15 protein-coding genes are annotated in these 16633 nt (G+C 57.1%); 13 read left to right on the forward strand and 2 right to left on the reverse strand.

The genetic code is table 11. The features are described 5' to 3' along the window. Positions 1–64 precede the first annotated feature (64 nt). Positions 65–2743, reverse strand: coding sequence for a [protein-PII] uridylyltransferase (locus FVV99_RS06600; protein ID WP_148253273.1), 2679 nt, complete (start codon positions 2741–2743; stop codon positions 65–67). A gap of 2 nt (positions 2744–2745) precedes the next feature. Further along, complete coding sequence (gene map / locus FVV99_RS06605) at positions 2746–3537, reverse strand: type I methionyl aminopeptidase (protein ID WP_148253274.1); 792 nt, start codon at positions 3535–3537, stop codon at positions 2746–2748. Positions 3538–3829: 292 nt separating this feature from the next. Between map and rpsB the strand changes: the two genes are divergently transcribed. The 13 genes from rpsB (at position 3830) to lpxA (ending at position 16633) form a co-directional block, all read left to right on the forward strand. Next, on the forward strand, positions 3830–4561 hold the full coding sequence (gene rpsB, locus FVV99_RS06610; protein ID WP_148253275.1) for a 30S ribosomal protein S2: 732 nt from the start codon (positions 3830–3832) through the stop codon (positions 4559–4561). A gap of 86 nt (positions 4562–4647) precedes the next feature. Beyond that, on the forward strand, positions 4648–5517 hold the full coding sequence (gene tsf, locus FVV99_RS06615) for a translation elongation factor Ts (RefSeq protein ID WP_148253276.1): 870 nt from the start codon (positions 4648–4650) through the stop codon (positions 5515–5517). A gap of 124 nt (positions 5518–5641) precedes the next feature. After that, positions 5642–6418, forward strand: a complete 777-nt coding sequence (pyrH, locus tag FVV99_RS06620; RefSeq protein ID WP_148253277.1) for a UMP kinase — start codon at positions 5642–5644, stop codon at positions 6416–6418. Between the two features lie 4 nt (positions 6419–6422). Further along, on the forward strand, positions 6423–6980 hold the full coding sequence (gene frr, locus FVV99_RS06625; RefSeq protein WP_148253278.1) for a ribosome recycling factor: 558 nt from the start codon (positions 6423–6425) through the stop codon (positions 6978–6980). Between the two features lie 54 nt (positions 6981–7034). Next, the gene (gene uppS, locus FVV99_RS06630) at positions 7035–7793 is read left to right on the forward strand and encodes a polyprenyl diphosphate synthase (protein WP_148253279.1); all 759 of its coding nucleotides are present in this window, start codon (positions 7035–7037) and stop codon (positions 7791–7793) included. Continuing rightward, positions 7786–8583, forward strand: coding sequence for a phosphatidate cytidylyltransferase (locus FVV99_RS06635; RefSeq protein ID WP_148253280.1), 798 nt, complete (start codon positions 7786–7788; stop codon positions 8581–8583). The genes uppS and FVV99_RS06635 overlap by 8 nt, the downstream gene beginning before the upstream one ends. A 25-nt stretch (positions 8584–8608) precedes the next feature. Continuing rightward, on the forward strand, positions 8609–9826 hold the full coding sequence (ispC, locus tag FVV99_RS06640) for a 1-deoxy-D-xylulose-5-phosphate reductoisomerase (protein WP_236645328.1): 1218 nt from the start codon (positions 8609–8611) through the stop codon (positions 9824–9826). A gap of 12 nt (positions 9827–9838) precedes the next feature. Further along, positions 9839–11194 carry a sigma E protease regulator RseP gene (gene rseP / locus FVV99_RS06645; protein ID WP_148253281.1) on the forward strand — a complete coding sequence of 452 codons (1356 nt, stop codon included), beginning with the start codon at positions 9839–9841 and terminating at the stop codon, positions 11192–11194. Between the two features lie 153 nt (positions 11195–11347). Then, positions 11348–13687 carry an outer membrane protein assembly factor BamA gene (bamA, locus tag FVV99_RS06650; RefSeq protein WP_236645329.1) on the forward strand — a complete coding sequence of 780 codons (2340 nt, stop codon included), beginning with the start codon at positions 11348–11350 and terminating at the stop codon, positions 13685–13687. A 40-nt stretch (positions 13688–13727) separates the two neighbouring features. After that, positions 13728–14231: an OmpH family outer membrane protein gene (locus FVV99_RS06655; RefSeq protein WP_148253282.1), complete on the forward strand. Its 504-nt coding sequence runs from the start codon at positions 13728–13730 to the stop codon at positions 14229–14231. A gap of 53 nt (positions 14232–14284) precedes the next feature. Next, on the forward strand, positions 14285–15325 hold the full coding sequence (gene lpxD, locus FVV99_RS06660; protein WP_148253283.1) for a UDP-3-O-(3-hydroxymyristoyl)glucosamine N-acyltransferase: 1041 nt from the start codon (positions 14285–14287) through the stop codon (positions 15323–15325). A 100-nt stretch (positions 15326–15425) separates the two neighbouring features. Further along, entirely contained in the window at positions 15426–15869 is a 444-nt protein-coding gene (gene fabZ, locus FVV99_RS06665; RefSeq protein ID WP_148253284.1) for a 3-hydroxyacyl-ACP dehydratase FabZ, read from the forward strand. Then, positions 15866–16633 carry an acyl-ACP--UDP-N-acetylglucosamine O-acyltransferase gene (gene lpxA / locus FVV99_RS06670; protein ID WP_148253285.1) on the forward strand — a complete coding sequence of 256 codons (768 nt, stop codon included), beginning with the start codon at positions 15866–15868 and terminating at the stop codon, positions 16631–16633. Before fabZ ends, lpxA begins: the two co-directional genes overlap by 4 nt.

The raw sequence follows: 16633 nt of genomic DNA on the forward strand, positions 1-16633 counted from the left end.
GCCGGGGTGGTAGGTGGCTTGCACGCTATGAGTCCGACGATTATAGGGAAGCCCGTAGAGCGCCTCAAACGCTCAGGGCATCGATCAAGCGTTCACGCAACCGGGACTGGTGTTGCGGATCGGTGAGCGGATTGCCTGATTTGTCGGTGATGAAGAAAACGTCTTCGACACGTTCGCCCAGCGTGGCGATCTTGGCGGTGGACAAGGCGATGTTCTGTTCCATGAATATGCGCCCGACGCGTGCCAGTAGCCCGGGTCGGTCAGGTGCTACCAACTCCAGCATGGTGCGTTCATTGGTCGGATCCTGCTCGATTGCAACCTGGGTCGGCACTTGAAAGTGCTTGAGTTGACGTGGCGTATGTCGGGAGACGATTTGAGGATAGTCGTCCGGGTCGTCGAGCTCTTCCACCAGGTGGCGACGAATGGCTTCGAGGCGTTCTGGTTGTCGAATCGGTTCATCGTGATCATCCAGCACGATGAACGTGTTGAGTGTCCAGTTATTGCTGGATGTGGCGATTCTCGCATCGTGTATCGAGAGGCCGAGCTGTTCCATGGCGGCAGCCGTCGCAGCGAACAGGTCATCTGCAGAACGTGTATGTATGAAGACCTTGGTGCCGCCTTCAGAGGTATCTTCGGCTGGTGCGCTGGTGAGGATCAGGGGCAGTGACGATGAACCACTATGAGCGAGAATACCCTGAGTCTGCCAGACGATTTCGCTGGGAGCGTACTGGAGAAAATAGTCTTCCCCCAACGACTCCCACAACCGTTCGACCCGGGATAGATCGGCTCCCGCGTTTGACAGCAGGCTGCGTGCTTCCTCACGGGTTTCACGAACCCAGTCATCCCGGTCCGGAGGGTTTTCCAGGCCACGCCGTAGAGCGCGTTTGGTTTCAGCATGCAATTGACGCAGTAGCGAAGCACGCCAGCCGTTCCATAACGAAGGATTGGTGGCGTTGATGTCGGCGACAGTCAGCACATACAGGTAATCCAGATGGACTTCGTCACGCATGCGCGTCGCGAAGTCGCGGATGACATCGGGGTCGCTGATATCGCGTTTCTGCGCTGTTTTCGACATCAACAGATGGTTTTCGATCAACCAGCTCACCAACCGCGTATCGCGGGGGGACAACCCATGTCGCTGGCAGAAAGCTTCGGCATCGCGGGCCCCGATAATCGAATGATCGCCGCCTCGACCCTTGCCGATATCATGATAAAGACCGGCAATCCACAGGAGTTCGAGTTTCGGTAGCTGATGTACCAGTACCGCCGCGACAGGGAAGGAGTCGCGTCCCTCGGGTCCGCGAAAGCGCTGTACGAATTTCAGCAATCGTAGGGTATGGGCATCCACGGTATAAACATGGAATAGGTCATGCTGCATCAATCCAACGGCCTGGCCGAATTCCGGCAGGTATTTCCCCAGCACGCCATAGCGGTTCATGCGGCGTAGCTGTCGTGCGACATTGCCGCTGGAGCGCAGCAACTCCATGAACAGGCTCTGATGGCGGACGTCATCGCGGAACTGATCATCGATCTGATGACGGTTGTCACGTATGAGGCGAATGGTCGAGGCTCTCACTCCCTCTATCTCGGGGTGCTGAGCCATCAACAAAAACAGTTCTAGCAGGGCTGCCGGCCGATAATCGAAGACGAGAGCATTGCGGGCCTGGATATAGCCCCCCTTGATCTCGAAGCGAGCGTTGAGCGGCTTGGTTTCAAGGGCATCATCGGAACGTAGGATGACTTCATCGAAATGCTGCAGCAGCATGTCATTGAGACCGGCCAGGGCCGTGACATGGCGATAGTAACGTTTCATGAATTGTTCGACGGCCAACCGCTCGGGCGTATCCCGGTAGCCGAATAACTCGGCAATGGCTTGTTGCTGGTCGAACAGCAGCCTGTCCTCGGCACGTCCGGTCAGCATGTGCAATGCATAACGCACTTGCCACAGGAATGCTTGTCCCTGGCTGAGTATGCGCAACTCGGCGTCGTTCATGAACCCCTTGTCGACCACATCCTCGTAGCTCAGCGTACCGAAGTGCCGCTTGGCGACCCAGCCAATCATCTGGATATCTCGCAACCCGCCGGGAGAGCTTTTGATGTTGGGTTCAAGGTGGTATTCGGAGTTGTTGTAGCGGTAATGGCGAGCGATCTGCTCCTGCCACTTGGCTTCGAAAAAGCGATCCGCCGGCCATAGCCGTTGGGTGGAGAGTCGTTCGCGCATGGCGCTGCGAAGATGGTCCGGTCCGGCCAGAGTTCGCGTTTCCAGTAAATTGGTAATGACAGTGACGTCATCGCGGGCCTCGCGTTCGCAGTCATTGAGCGAACGAACGCTATGGCCAATTTCCAGGCCGATGTCCCATAGGAAGGTAATGAAGGCGGTAAGTGGCTCACGGTAAGGGGTATCGTCATCCTGTTCGAGCAACAATAGTAGATCGATATCCGAGTGTGGGTGCAGTTCGCCGCGGCCATAACCACCAACCGCCAATAGAGCAATGCCGTCATCCGGCCACGCATGTTGCGACCAGGCCACTTTCAATAGACGGTCGAGGCACCATGCTCGCCCGTAAACCAGGTCGCGAATGTCGGCCCCTGCACGGAAACGGTCATCCAGCCGTGCCTGAATTTCCCGCAGGGCTTCCTTGAATGGTGTGATAGGCGACCGACTGCCGGCGAGTTCGGCACGAAAATCCTCGATGTCGAATAGGCTTTCGTCAGGCACATGGCGGTAGTGGTGTAGCAACATGATCAGCCGTCCAGGAAGGACAGGTCTTCGTCAGCACGCGCGGTGAGGACTTCCACGCCCGTTGCAGTGACCAGCAAGGTATGTTCCCACTGGGCGGACAGGCTCTTGTCCTTGGTAACGGCCGTCCAGCCATCGCGTAATACCTTGGTGCGGTAGTCACCGACATTGATCATTGGTTCGATGGTGAAACACATCCCTGCGGCGAGTTCGATATCTGCCTCCGGTGCATACCCGTTGTAGTGGAGTATCTGTGGGTCTTCGTGGAAGCCAGCGCCAATACCGTGGCCACAGAAATCACGCACGACGGAATAGCCGTTGGCTTCCGCATGTGTCTCGATCACCCGCGCCAGATCCGATAGTCGAGCACCGGGTTTGACGGCAGCGATGCTCTGGTACAGGCATTCCTGAGTCACTCTACAGAGACGTTCACCCTGAATGGTTTCGCCGACGATGAACATCATGCTGGAATCGCCATGGTAGCCATCGGATGTCTTGACGGTGATGTCGATATTCATGATGTCGCCTTTTTTCAGTTTCTTGGCGTCATCGGGGATGCCATGGCAAACCACATGGTTGATCGATGTGCAGATTGACTTGGGAAAACCGTGATAATCCAGCGGCGCCGGGGTGGAGCCCAATTCATTAACGATAAAGTCGTAACAGAGGCGGTCGAGTTTTCCGGTACTGGTGCCTGCCTGAACGTGAGGGGTGAGCATCTCCAGCACAAGCGCGGCTTGGCGGCCGGCTTCACGCATTTTCTCGATTTCGTCGGATGTCTTGATAGGAACGTTCATGAAATCTCGGATCTGGGAGGTAATACCGGTCCTTGGCCATCGTTGAGTGGCGCCATGAAAGGACCTTTGGCTTCAAATTGATGCTGAACTATGGTATAAAGCTGCGCGCTTTCCTGCAATCGTTGCCTGTCGATTCTCGAGAATCGTCGGCAATGCTGGTGAGCGTGCAAGCGAAATGCCTGAAATAACACACATGCACCGACACATGGTCCCGGGTGCTGACGAGGTGGATGCCCGTCGGTCGGATCCATGGGGTGTGTGGAGGCCTAACCCGATTCATTAGGAGTCATCCATGGCACAAGTCAATATGCGCGACCTGCTCAAAGCGGGCGCTCACTTTGGTCACCAGACCAAGTACTGGAACCCGAAGATGAGCAAGTACATCTTCGGTGCGCGGAACAAGATTCACATCATTAACCTCGAGCACACATTGCCGGCCCTCAACGAGGCAGTGGATGTGGTCGGGAAAATGGCCGCGTCCAATAACAAGATCCTGTTCGTCGGCACCAAACGCAGTGCCAGCAAGATCATCAAGGAAGAAGCCAACCGCGTCAGTCAGCCGTTCGTCAATCATCGCTGGTTGGGCGGCATGCTGACCAACTTCAAGACCATTCGCGTATCCATCAAGCGGCTGCGTGAACTCGAAGCGATGCATGATGATGGCACCTTCGATAAGCTGACGAAGAAAGAAGTGCTGATGGCGACGCGTGAGCAGGAAAAGCTCGAGCGCTCCGTGGGCGGCATCAAGGATATGGGCGGCTTGCCGGATGCGCTGTTCGTGGTTGATGTCGACCATGAGCGCATTGCGATCAATGAGGCCAACAAGTTGGGGATCCCGGTGATTGGAGTGGTCGACAGTAACTCTGATCCCGACGGCGTCGACTACGTGATCCCCGGTAACGACGACTCCATTCGCGCTATTCAGATCTATGTGCAGGCCATCGCCGATGCCTGCGCCAAGGCGAAGGAAGGGCGTCCCGACGAGTTCGTCGAAGTCTCAGAGACCAACGAAGTCGCCGAGTGATGTCGTGACTGCCGCCGATCATGGCGGCAGTCGGTTACCCGATCTTCTACCGAATGATCGACGTCAACTTTTTAGAGGTTAATACCATGGCAGCTATCAGTGCCTCTCAGGTCAAGGAACTGCGCGAGCGCACCGGCTTAGGCATGATGGAGTGCAAGAAAGCTCTCAGCGAAGCGGGTGGTGATATCGAGCAGGCCATCGAGGACCTGCGCAAGAATTCCGGCCTCAAGGCCGCCAAGAAAGCCGGCCGGACCGCCGCCGAAGGTGGCGTTTTTACTCGCGTCTCCGGTGATAATCGTTACGGCGTCATGCTCGAGATCAACTCCGAGACCGACTTCGTTGCACGTGATGACAACTTCCAGGCGTTTGGCGACAAGGTCGTCGATGCCGTATTCGCGTCCAAGAGCGACGATGTGGCAGCGTTGATGGACGACGAGATGGAAGAAGCCCGTCAACAGTTGGTGCAGAAGATTGGCGAGAACATTTCTGTGCGCCGCGCTTGCGTGGTCGAAGCGCCGGAAGGCGGCGTCGTGGGTGCCTACGTGCATGGCGGTCGAATCGGTGTACTGACCGTGCTCACAGGGGGAACTCCCGAAGCCGCCAAGGATGTCGCGATGCATGCTGCAGCGATCAATCCCATGGCAGCGACTCCCGATGACATGCCCCAGGATCTGCTGGACAAGGAAAAGGCCGTCATCCTGGCGCAACCGGACATGGCCGGTAAACCGGAACATATCGCTGAAAAGATGGTTCAGGGCCGCCTGAAGAAATACCTCGCGGAGAACAGCCTGACCGAACAGGCCTTCGTCAAGGACCCCGACCAGACGGTGGCCGAGTTCGTCAAGGCAGCAGGCGGCGAGCTCGTCAGCTTTACTCGCTTCGAGGTCGGTGAAGGTATCGAGAAGGAAGAAGTCGACTTCGCTAAGGAAGTGATGGAACAGGCTGGCCGTAGCTGAGGTCCGAACTTTCAGGCTTGTGTTGGCGTGCGTGTGAGCGCACGCCTTCGCGTATCCGGATGGCGGATTTCCGCCTTCGGCGCTTATTCACGATTTCGTGTCGACGTCACAAGGAGACGACCCCATGCCTGCGATCCCCGACCAGTCTGCGGTTCCCGAGCGCAGCCACAAACCCGAGCGTGGCGCCAAGACGAAATACAAACGCATTCTGCTGAAATTGTCCGGCGAGGCCCTGACAGGCAATGCGGATTTCGGCATCGACCCTCAAGTGCTCGATCGTATGGCACTGGAAATCGGTCAGTTGGTGGGTATCGGCGTTCAGGTGGGGATCGTGGTCGGTGGCGGCAACCTGTTCCGCGGTGCGGCATTGCACGAGGCAGGTATGGAGCGGGTGACCGGCGATCATATGGGTATGCTCGCCACGGTGATGAATGCCCTGGCCATGCGTGACGCGCTCGAGCGTTCGAACATTCGTTCGCGGGTCATGTCGGCAATCCCTATGAGTGGTGTGGTCGAACACTATGATCGACGCACGGCGATTCGTTACCTGACCTCGGGGGATGTGGTGCTGTTCTCAGCCGGTACCGGTAACCCGTTCTTCACGACAGACTCGGCAGCCTGTCTGCGAGGCATCGAAATCGATGCGGACGTTGTGGTCAAGGCCACGAAAGTCGACGGGGTCTATGATAAGGACCCATATGTACATCCGGATGCCACGAAGTATGAGCGTCTCACTTATGATGAAGTGCTCGATCAGAAACTGGGAGTCATGGATTTGACCGCCATCTGTCTGGTGCGTGACCATGCCATGCCAGTAAGAGTCTTCGATATGAACAAGCCCGGCGCCCTGCTGAACCTCGTGGTGGGTGGTATGGAAGGCACGCTGATAGAGAGAGGGTGACATCGTGATCAACGACATCAAGAAAGACGCTGAAAACCGCATGAAGAAGAGCCTTGACGCCCTCCATGCCAACTTCAACAAGATCCGTACCGGTCGCGCGCATACCAGTTTGCTGGATTCAGTGACAGTGGAGTATTACGGTACCCAGATGCCGATCAACCAGGTGGCGTCAGTCAATGTCGAGGATGCCCGTACCCTTTCCGTCTCACCTTGGGAAAAATCCATGGTCCCTAAAGTGGAAAAGGCGATCATGACGGCCGACCTGGGGCTCAACCCGTCGACAGCGGGGACGGTCATTCGTGTCCCGATGCCCATGCTGACCGAGGAAACGCGTAAGGGCTACATCAAGCAGGCGCGCAGCGAAGCGGAGCATGCCCGAGTCGCGATTCGAAATGTGCGTCGTGATGCTAACGGCGACCTCAAGGCCTTGTTGAAGGACAAATCGATCTCCGAGGATGAAGAGCACAGTGCTACGGAAGCCATACAGAAGCTGACCGATAAGTACATTGCCGAGGTCGACAAGCTGCTTGAAACCAAGGAACACGACCTATTGCAGGTATAGCATCGACGCGAGAGGATATCTCTACTTGATGCGCATTGCTCTGTGCGAGACTTCATGACGTCAACGCAGCTATCTCATGACCGCCGGCCTGGTTCCCCCCGGCATGTCGCGATCATCATGGACGGTAATAACCGCTGGGCACGCTCCCGCGGGTTGTCGGGCGTGCGTGGACACCGGGCAGGGGTCGACGCTGTGCGTGCCGTGATTCGGCGGGCCGCTGAGCGCAAGGTGGAAACCTTGACACTGTTTGCGTTCTCGAGTGAAAACTGGAAACGGCCTGCTGCCGAAGTGAGTGCCTTGATGGAGCTGTTCCTGATGGCGCTCAAACGTGAAGTGAAAAAACTCGACGACCATGACATCCGCCTGTCCATCATTGGCGAGCGGCGTGGGTTCTCGGCGACTATTCAGCAGCAGATACAGCGTGCAGAGTCGCTGACCCGTGACAATCAGGGGATGCATCTGGTGATTGCGGCCAACTACGGGGGGCGATGGGATATCGCTGATGCGGCCCGCCGCCTGGCTGAACGAGTCGAAAGTGGTGACTTGGTTGCTGCTGACATCGATGAGCAGGCCCTGGCGGCGGAGATCAGCCTGGCCGATGAACCAGCGGTTGATTTATGTATCCGTACCAGTGGCGAGCAGCGTCTGTCCAACTTCTTGCTGTGGCAGTTAGCCTACGCTGAATTTTACTTTTCTCCCTTGTTATGGCCGGACTTCGATGCCGATGCCTTTGATGATGCCCTCGATGACTTTCGTCGACGGCAGCGACGTTTCGGCATGACCGACGAGCAGGCCGAGGTTCAGGGTGCTTAAACAGCGGGTTCTGACGGCCCTGCTGTTAGCGCCGCCCATCCTCGTTGGCCTGTTCGGTCTGCAGGGCCTTCCTTATGCACTCTTCACCGCTTGTATCGTGTTGCTGGCAAGCTGGGAGTGGACCAACCTGGCTGGGGTGATAACCACGAGAGCAAGACTGATCGGTGTTGTCGTGGTGGCAGTGGCGATGATGGCGCTGTGGTGGAGTCATTCCGTGCAACAGGCTTGGCCGTTGTGGGTGGGCGCGATTGGTTGGCTGGTCAACCTTTACTGGGTTGCTCGCTATCCAGAGACGCAATCCCAGTGGGCTTCGATACCCGGGCGCCTGATGATGGGTGTCTGGGTTCTGTTGCCGTGTTGGGTGGGGTTCTTGCAGCTTCGCGATAGTGGCGCCGAATGGTTACTGTTCGTTCTGTTGCTCGTTTGGTGTGCCGACACCGGTGCTTACTTTGCCGGACGCCGTTTTGGTCGTCGCAAGCTGGCGCCGAGCGTTAGCCCGGGAAAATCCTGGGAGGGCGTGTTCGGTGGCATGATCGTCACAGCACTGTTGGCACTGGTCTTTATCTCTTGGCAGCGCCTCGATGTGGGGCAGGGTGTCCTGCTGATCACTGGTACCTTGGCAGTAACGTTGGTATCCGTGCTAGGTGATTTGCTGGAAAGCATGCTCAAGCGCACTCGCGGCATCAAGGACTCCAGCGCCTTGCTTCCGGGGCATGGCGGTATTCTTGACCGGCTCGACAGTCTGACTGCTGCCGTGCCGTTGTTTGCTCTGCTGTATCCATGGATCTGAGTTCACCAGGGGATAGGTATCGCCAATGTCTTCCAACGCAGCGTCGATGACAATGGACGGTTCGCCCTATGTGGTTACCGTACTGGGGGCAACCGGTTCGATTGGCACCAGTACACTGGACGTGATTGCCCGCCACCCTGATCGTTATCGTCTCCATGCATTGACTGCCTACCACTCACGAGAACGACTGGCCGCACTGTGTCAGTCTTACCGTCCGGAGGTTGCGGTCATCGGCAATGACGATGATGCGCGATGGCTGCGTGACCATTTTGCCGAGCTGAAACTGGATATCGATGTCCGTTGCGGCGACGCGGCATTGGTAGAGGTGTCGCAAGCGCCTGACGTCGATGTCGTGATGGCGGCGATCGTCGGTGCAGCCGGCTTGCTGCCGACATTGGCCGCGGTTCGTGCCGGTAAACGCGTGTTGTTGGCCAACAAGGAGGCGTTGGTCATGTCTGGGGCGCTGTTCATGGATGCCGTCGAGAGGCATCGCGCCGTGCTGTTGCCAATCGATTCTGAACATAATGCGATATATCAGTGTCTACCTTCCGAGCATCGCCAAGGGTTGTCGCGGCACGGTGTGACTCGGTTGCTGCTAACGGCTTCTGGGGGGCCGTTTCTCGGCTGGGGGGTCGATGAACTGGCGAGTGTGACGCCCGCACAGGCTTGTGCTCATCCCAATTGGTCGATGGGGCGCAAGATATCGGTCGACAGTGCCACCTTGATGAACAAGGGGCTGGAGTTGATCGAGGCCTGCTGGTTGTTTAATGCCACCCCTGAGCAGATCCAGGTGGTCGTGCATCCTCAAAGTGTGGTTCATTCCATGGCGGCGTACAGCGATGGGTCCGTCATCGCCCAGATGGGGAATCCCGATATGCGAACGCCTATCGCTTACGGATTGGCCTGGCCTGAGCGCATAGATGCCGGGGTGGAGGCACTGGACTTGTTTCAGGTGGCAAGACTCGACTTTCACCCTCCCGATGAAAAGGCGTTTCCCTGTTTACGCTTGGCACGTGAGGCAATGGCGTTCGGTGAAACCGCCCCTGCGGTACTCAATGCTGCCAACGAAGTCGCGGTTGAGGCCTTCCTGTCGGGGCGAATGCCGTTCAATGGCATTGCCTCATTGGTTGAGGAGGTACTAGAGAATGCAACACTAGTGAAGGCCAATGAACTCGACGTCATCCTCGAGGAAGATGCCAAAGCCAGGTGGCTGGCTCGTCGGCATCTATCGAAGCGTTTTTAGGAGAGCGGTGACATGGGGATAATCCAGAACGTAATGGCGGTCATCGTGGTGCTGGGTGTGCTCATCACGTTCCATGAGTTTGGCCATTTCTGGGTGGCCAGGCGCTGTGGCGTCAAGGTGTTGCGATTTTCGGTGGGCTTCGGCAAGCCCTTGTGGTCCCGCTTGGACCGCCATGGTACCGAGTTTGCCATTGCCGCGATTCCCTTGGGCGGCTATGTGAAGATGCTTGATGAACGCGAAGGCCCCGTGCCGCCTGACGAGTTGGACCAGGCGTTCAACCGTAAGTCCGTATGGCAGCGAATCGCTGTCGTATCGGCTGGACCGATCGCCAACTTTTTACTGGCGATGGCCGCCTACTGGTTATTGTTCGTGCTAGGAACGACGGCTGTGGTGCCGGTAGTCGGTGACGTCGAGCCTGACTCTCCCGCCGCCCGTGGTGGTCTGCAGGCGGAGCAGGAGATCGTTGCCGTGCAGGGTGACCCCGTCAGCTCATGGGACGATATCAACCTGAAACTGGTATCCATGATAGGCCATGATGGCGCGGTGGATATTGCCGCTCGGGATGAGGGCGTCAGTCGCTCTTCCAGCTATCGCTTGCCCGTGGAAGACTGGCTGGTCAATCAGGATCCCCCCCAACCGCTGGCCAGTTTGGGTATCACGCCATGGCGTCCACCCATGCCGGCCGTAATGGGCCAGGTGATCGAGGGGGAGGCTGCTGCACGCGCCGGCCTCGAACCAGGCGATGAGATACGCTCGGTGAATGGTGAGCCGGTCGATGACTGGATGCATTTTGTCGACATCGTGCGTGACAACCCCGGGGACGCCTTGTTACTGGACGTGGTGCATGATGGCGAATCCCGGAAAGTGACGCTGACGCCTGGACAGCGAGAGCTCGAGGATGGCGTATCGATCGGTTATATCGGGGCGGGTGTCGAGCCCGTCGAGTGGCCGGAGAAGTACCAGCGGGAGATTCGTTATGGGCCTGTGGCGGCCATTGGCCAATCGCTGGCGCGCACTGGGGAGATGTCGGTGCTGACGCTGGATGCCATCCGGAAGATGCTGGTGGGCCTGATTTCACCGACGAACCTCTCGGGGCCGATCACGATTGCGCGCGTGGCGGGTGAATCCGCGCGCAGTGGGGTGGAGAGTTTTGTCAGCTTCATGGCCTACCTGTCGATCAGTCTAGGTGTGCTCAACCTATTGCCGATTCCGGTTCTCGATGGTGGGCATCTCGTGTATTACTTCATAGAAGCCGTACGCGGTCGTCCGGTCTCCGAACGGGTTCAGGCGACGGGATTGCGAATTGGTTTGGCGGTGGTGGGCAGTTTGATGCTGATGGCACTCTATTTTGATCTAATGCGGCTATGACAGGCGCAATGAAGGATGTGCCGGTGAGCCAGACGGCATAATGATGCCGGCTACCGGAGAGCTGGGGATTGGACTGGCCTTGTCAGTCACCCGTACAAATGTATATGGTGCTTGTTCTACAAGCGGGTAGACCAACTCGAGCGAAGCGACTGCATGAAACTTAAGACCATCGGATTGGCGGCGTTGCTGCTTGCCGGTGCCCAGACGGCACTGGCGGATACCTTCAATGTTTCGGACATTCGCGTGGAGGGCCTGCAACGTGTCTCGGCCGCTTCCGTGTTCAATGCGTTCCCGGTCAGTGCCAATGAAGGTGTTGATGAACGCGAATTGGCGGAAGCCGCAAGGGAACTGTTTGCCACTGGGCTTTTCGACGATGTCCGGCTGGCTCGTGAAGGCGACGTGCTAGTCATTCAGGTCGATGAACGGCCTGTGATCTATGAGCTCGATATCAGCGGCAACTCTCAGATCAATGAAGACGATCTCCGTGAAGGGCTCGCCGATTCCGATGTTTCCGAAGGTGAGGTGCTGCAATTATCCACTCTGGAGGAAATTCAGCGCGAACTCGAACAGGTATATCTGAGTCAAGGGCGCTATAGCGCCAGCATCGACGCCGATGTCGAAGAGCTCGACGATAATCGTGTACGCGTCAACATCGACATCGACGAAGGCGCGGTGGCTAAAATTCGTCAGATCAACATCGTCGGCAATGAAGACTATGATGACGAGACCCTGCGTGAGTCGTTCGAGCTCGAGGATCGCCCTGGCTGGTTCTTTGGCTGGTTCTCCGATGATGAGTATGCTCGCGAACGTCTCTCCGGTGATCTGGAGCGTTTACGTTCTTTCTACCTCGACCGCGGTTACGTGAATTTCAATATTGCCTCGACACAGGTGTCCATCAGTCCCGATAAGTCTGATATCTACATCACCGTCAATGTCGAAGAGGGAGAGCGTTTTCGACTCGGAGACATTCATTTTGCAGGAGATCTGAAAATCAGCGAGGACGAGGCGCTTTCGCTGGTTGAAGCCGAACCTGGCGAAATATTCTCGCGGAGTGACGTCACGGCATCGTCCGAAGCGATTCGTTCCCGGCTGGGTGCTGAGGGATACGCCTTCGCCGAAGTCGAGGGAGTACCTGAAGTCAATGCCGATGGCGAGACTGTCGATCTGACATTCCAGGTCCAGCCTGGACGCAGGGCGACAGTGCGCCGCATCAACTTCGTGGGCAACACCACCACCGAGGATGAAGTGTTGCGCCGTGAAATGGTGCAGATGGAAGGTGCGCCAGCATCGACCGACCAAATCACTCAGTCGCGCCAGCGGCTGGAACGTCTTGGCTTTTTCCGCCAGGTGGAGGTCGAGACCGAACCGGTTCCGGGAAATCCCGATCAACTCGACGTCACTTATAATGTCGAAGAGCAGCCGTCCGGCTCGATCTCGGCGAGCGTCGGTTACTCGCAGAGTGCAGGGGTCATCTATGGCGCTTCGCTTTCCCAGAACAACTTCCTGGGTACAGGTAACCGAGTGAACGTCGGCGCTCAACGCAGCGATACGTTCACCAACGTCAATTTCGGTTTTACCGACCCCTACTGGACGCTCGATGGCATTTCGCGAGGATACAATCTGTTCTATCGCGAAACCGATTATGAAGACTCCGATATCTCGACCTATTCGACTGACGCGTTTGGCGGTGGGATCAATTTCGGCTATCCGGTCAATGAGTTGTCGCGCCTGAATTTCGGTGCCAATGTCGAGGATCTGTCGATCAAGACTTATGACGACACCGCCTCGGAGATCATGCAATACGTCGATGAACAGGGTAGCGACGCTCAGAGCTTGAACGTCACGGCCAGTTGGACACGTAACAATCTCAATCGCGGTGTGCTACCGACAGACGGCAGCTACCAGCGCGCCTCGTTGGAAACCTCGGTACCCGGTAGCGATGCCGAATATTACAAGGCACGCTATGAAGCCCAGCGTTTGTTCGCGCTTGATAATGAGTGGGCGTTGAAATTCGGTACCGAGTTGGGATATGCCGACACCATGGGGGGAGATGATCCCTATCCGTTCTATGAGAATTTCTTCTCTGGTGGCCTGGGATCGGTACGTGGATATACCTCCAATACCCTCGGGCCCCAGACGACGCCCCAACCCGGTGATGACGAAGACCGCACTCTCGGGGGGAACGTCCTGATCGAAGGGACAGCCGAACTCCTGTTCCCGCTACCCTTCATCGAGGATCGGCGCTCGATGCAGACTAGCCTCTTCGTGGATGCGGGCAATACGTTCCTGACCGACTGTTATGATGTCGAGCCGGGCCGCACGTCACAGTGCGAGTCGGGCGTCGACCTGGGAGAGTTGCGTTACAGTGCTGGCGTAGGCTTGTCCTGGCTGACACCGGTTGGCCCCCTGACCTTCAGTGTGGCTCAACCTATCAATGACCAGGATGAAGATGACACTCAGTTCTTCCAGTTCTCTCTGGGCCAAACGTTCTGAGGCGAACCTGAGACATGAACGCGTCAAGGAGTATGAGCGTATGCGTAGAATGATTGGGGGGTTGTGCCTAGGGATGGTGACGCTCTTTGCGCTGCCGGCACACGCGACTGAAGTGGCTGTCGTTGACTGGCGTGAAGCCTTGATGAACACCAATGCGGCACAGCAGTCTCGCACCCAGCTGGAAAATCGAATCGGAAGCCAGCAACAGCAAGCCCAGTCGCTTGGCCAGGAATTGCAACAATTGCAGCAGCGGCTCCAGCAGGACGGCGATGTCATGTCCGATTCGGAGCGTCAGCAAGTCCAGCAGGAGTTGCAGCAGAAAGGGCAGCAATTCCAGCAATTACGGGCACAGATACAGCAAGCTCAACAGCGTGCTGAACAGCAGTTGCTGGAAGAGTCTCGGCCGAAGTTGGAGCAGGCTATCGATCAGGTCGTCCAACGCCATGGTGTGGAAGTGGTCGTTGACGGTGAAGCAGCCATCCATGTCGATGACGGGCTCGATTTGACCGACGAGGTCACACAGATTCTCGACTCGCTCAACTGAGGCACTGGGGGGAGGTTTGACTCCCCCCATTGTCATGTATCCTGCAGGCACCCATGAACAATCCCTCACCTCAAGGACTGACGCTGGCAGAGCTCGCCAATCGGCTGGGAGCACGCCTCAATGGCGATGGTGAGCGCATCGTGACCGGTTTGGCGACGTTGAGCGAAGCCGGCCCGGATGACATTACCTTTCTCGCCAACAAGGCCTATCTAAAATACCTTGCTGACACGCGGGCAGCTGCCGTTCTCTTGCATCCCGATCATGTTGACGACTGCCCGACCAGCAGCCTCGCGCTCGCGAATCCGTACCTCGGTTATGCGGAACTGTCTCATCTTTTCGACCCCTTGGCGGCAAGGAATGTCCCGGGCATTCATCCGTCCGCTGTCGTCTCCGACCAGGCGACAGTCGGAGAAGACGTTCAGATAGGACCGCAGGTCGTCATCGAGGATGGCGTGTGGCTGGGAGCAGGCGTCATCGTGGGACCAGGATCCGTAGTGGGGGCCAACAGCGAGGTTGGCGAAGCATCACGGCTACATGCCAACGTGACGGTATGCCATGGCGTGATAATTGGCAAGCGGGCCATTCTGCACAGTGGCTGCGTGATCGGGGGGGATGGCTTTGGCTTCGCCCATGATGGCCAATGCTGGCACAAGATTGCTCAGCTTGGTGGTGTTATCATGGGGGACGATGTCGAGGTTGGAAGTTGTTCGAGTATCGATCGGGGTGCCTTGGGCGACACCATCATCGAGGATGACGTCAAGATCGACAGCCAAGTGCAGATTGCTCATAACGTTCAGATAGGCGAGCATAGCGCCTTGGCGGGTTGTGTTGGCATTGCCGGTTCCACCAAGGTCGGCAGGCACTGCATGTTGGGGGGCGGCGTTGGATTGTCGGGGCACCTGACTATCTGTGATGGTGTACAGGTGACCGGTATGAGTCTGGTGACCAATTCGATTCATGAGCCTGGCGTTTATTCATCAGGAACGGGCGCCATGGATAATGCACAGTGGCGCAAGAATGCCGTTCGTTTCAAGCAACTCGATGAAATCGCCAAGCGGCTGGTGCGTCTCGAGAGAGCCAGTCGCCGCAGCTGATCCTTGCTTTTCGCCGCAATTTCATTGCCCGTTTGTCATACAGACACTGTCATCGCCTGCCCCCTCGGGAGGGCTTTTTTTCATTCCAGAGGTCGTATCGATGGTCATGGACATCAACGAGATTCGTGAATATTTGCCCCACCGTTACCCGTTTCTACTGATAGATCGCGTACTTGACTTGAAGGTGGGTGAGTCCATCGTCGGCTACAAGAATGTCAGTATCAATGAGCCATTCTTCAATGGTCATTTCCCGCATCACCCGATCATGCCTGGTGTGCTAGTGATAGAAGCCCTGGCACAGGCCTGCGGTATTCTTGGGTTCAAGACAGTCAACAAGATGCCTGCCGATGGTTACGTATATTATCTGGTGGGTAGTGATAATGTTCGCTTCAAGCATCCCGTGATGCCCGGCGATCAATTACATCTGGAAGCCAACGTCATCCGAGCTCGGCGAGGTATCTGGAAATTCGCCTGCCGTGCCACGGTGAATGACGAAGTGGTATGCGAAGCCGACATCATTTGTGCCGAGAGGAAGGTCGCTTGATTCATCGCACAGCTATTGTTGATCCCGACGCCCGTGTGGCCGATGACGTCGAAGTTGGCCCATTCAGCGTCATTGGCGCGGATGTAGAGATCGGTGCCGGTAGCGTCATCGGTCCCCATGTCGTAGTCAAGGGCCCCGCACGGTTGGGTGAGCGCACACGTATTTTTCAATTCGCGTCGGTTGGCGAAGACTGCCAGGATAAGAAATACGGTGGAGAACGAACCTGGTTGGTGATGGGGGACGATAACGTCGTCCGCGAAGGTGCGACATTGCATCGTGGCACGGCGCAGGATCGTGGCGAGACGACGATCGGACATCGCAACCTGTTCATGGCTTATGTCCATGTCGGGCATGACTGCATCATTGGGGACGACTGTGTCCTGGCCAATCAGGTGACGCTCGCAGGTCACGTCTCCATCGGAGATTTCGCGATCCTGGGCGGGTTGTCCGCCATCCATCAGTTCTGCCACTTCGGAACCCACGCGATGGCCGGCGGTGGCTCGATCATCACCAAGGACACGCCTGCCTATATCATGATCAATGGCAACCCGGCGGCGCCGCATGGCCTCAACTCCGTGGGGTTGAAACGACGCGGTTTTTCCCGTGAGGCTATTCAGGCGCTCGGCGAGTCCTACAAGCTAGTATATCGCCAGGGGCTGACTGTAGAGCAGGCCCTTGCATCGATCGAAGCACGTTATCAACTTCCGGAAACGGCGACTTTCGTGGAGTCGATTCGTGTGTCGACCCGCGGTATAACGCGCTGA

Origin of the sequence: Aidingimonas lacisalsi (genome assembly GCF_008079445.1) — a bacterium.
In the GTDB taxonomy this organism is placed as follows: Bacteria; Pseudomonadota; Gammaproteobacteria; order Pseudomonadales; family Halomonadaceae; genus Aidingimonas; species Aidingimonas lacisalsi.

What these genes read in the sequence shown, in the direction of transcription:
- uppS (WP_148253279.1), top strand. Translation starts at nt 7,035, where the DNA reads ATGACGTCAACGCAGCTATCTCATGACCGCCGGCCTGGTTCCCCCCGG.
- bamA (WP_236645329.1), top strand. Translation starts at nt 11,348, where the DNA reads ATGAAACTTAAGACCATCGGATTGGCGGCGTTGCTGCTTGCCGGTGCC.
- rpsB (WP_148253275.1), top strand. Translation starts at nt 3,830, where the DNA reads ATGGCACAAGTCAATATGCGCGACCTGCTCAAAGCGGGCGCTCACTTT.
- fabZ (WP_148253284.1), top strand. Translation starts at nt 15,426, where the DNA reads ATGGTCATGGACATCAACGAGATTCGTGAATATTTGCCCCACCGTTAC.
- pyrH (WP_148253277.1), top strand. Translation starts at nt 5,642, where the DNA reads ATGCCTGCGATCCCCGACCAGTCTGCGGTTCCCGAGCGCAGCCACAAA.
- map (WP_148253274.1), bottom strand. Translation starts at nt 3,537, where the DNA reads ATGAACGTTCCTATCAAGACATCCGACGAAATCGAGAAAATGCGTGAA.
- lpxD (WP_148253283.1), top strand. Translation starts at nt 14,285, where the DNA reads ATGAACAATCCCTCACCTCAAGGACTGACGCTGGCAGAGCTCGCCAAT.
- FVV99_RS06655 (WP_148253282.1), top strand. Translation starts at nt 13,728, where the DNA reads ATGCGTAGAATGATTGGGGGGTTGTGCCTAGGGATGGTGACGCTCTTT.
- FVV99_RS06600 (WP_148253273.1), bottom strand. Translation starts at nt 2,743, where the DNA reads ATGTTGCTACACCACTACCGCCATGTGCCTGACGAAAGCCTATTCGAC.
- tsf (WP_148253276.1), top strand. Translation starts at nt 4,648, where the DNA reads ATGGCAGCTATCAGTGCCTCTCAGGTCAAGGAACTGCGCGAGCGCACC.
- ispC (WP_236645328.1), top strand. Translation starts at nt 8,609, where the DNA reads ATGTCTTCCAACGCAGCGTCGATGACAATGGACGGTTCGCCCTATGTG.
- rseP (WP_148253281.1), top strand. Translation starts at nt 9,839, where the DNA reads ATGGGGATAATCCAGAACGTAATGGCGGTCATCGTGGTGCTGGGTGTG.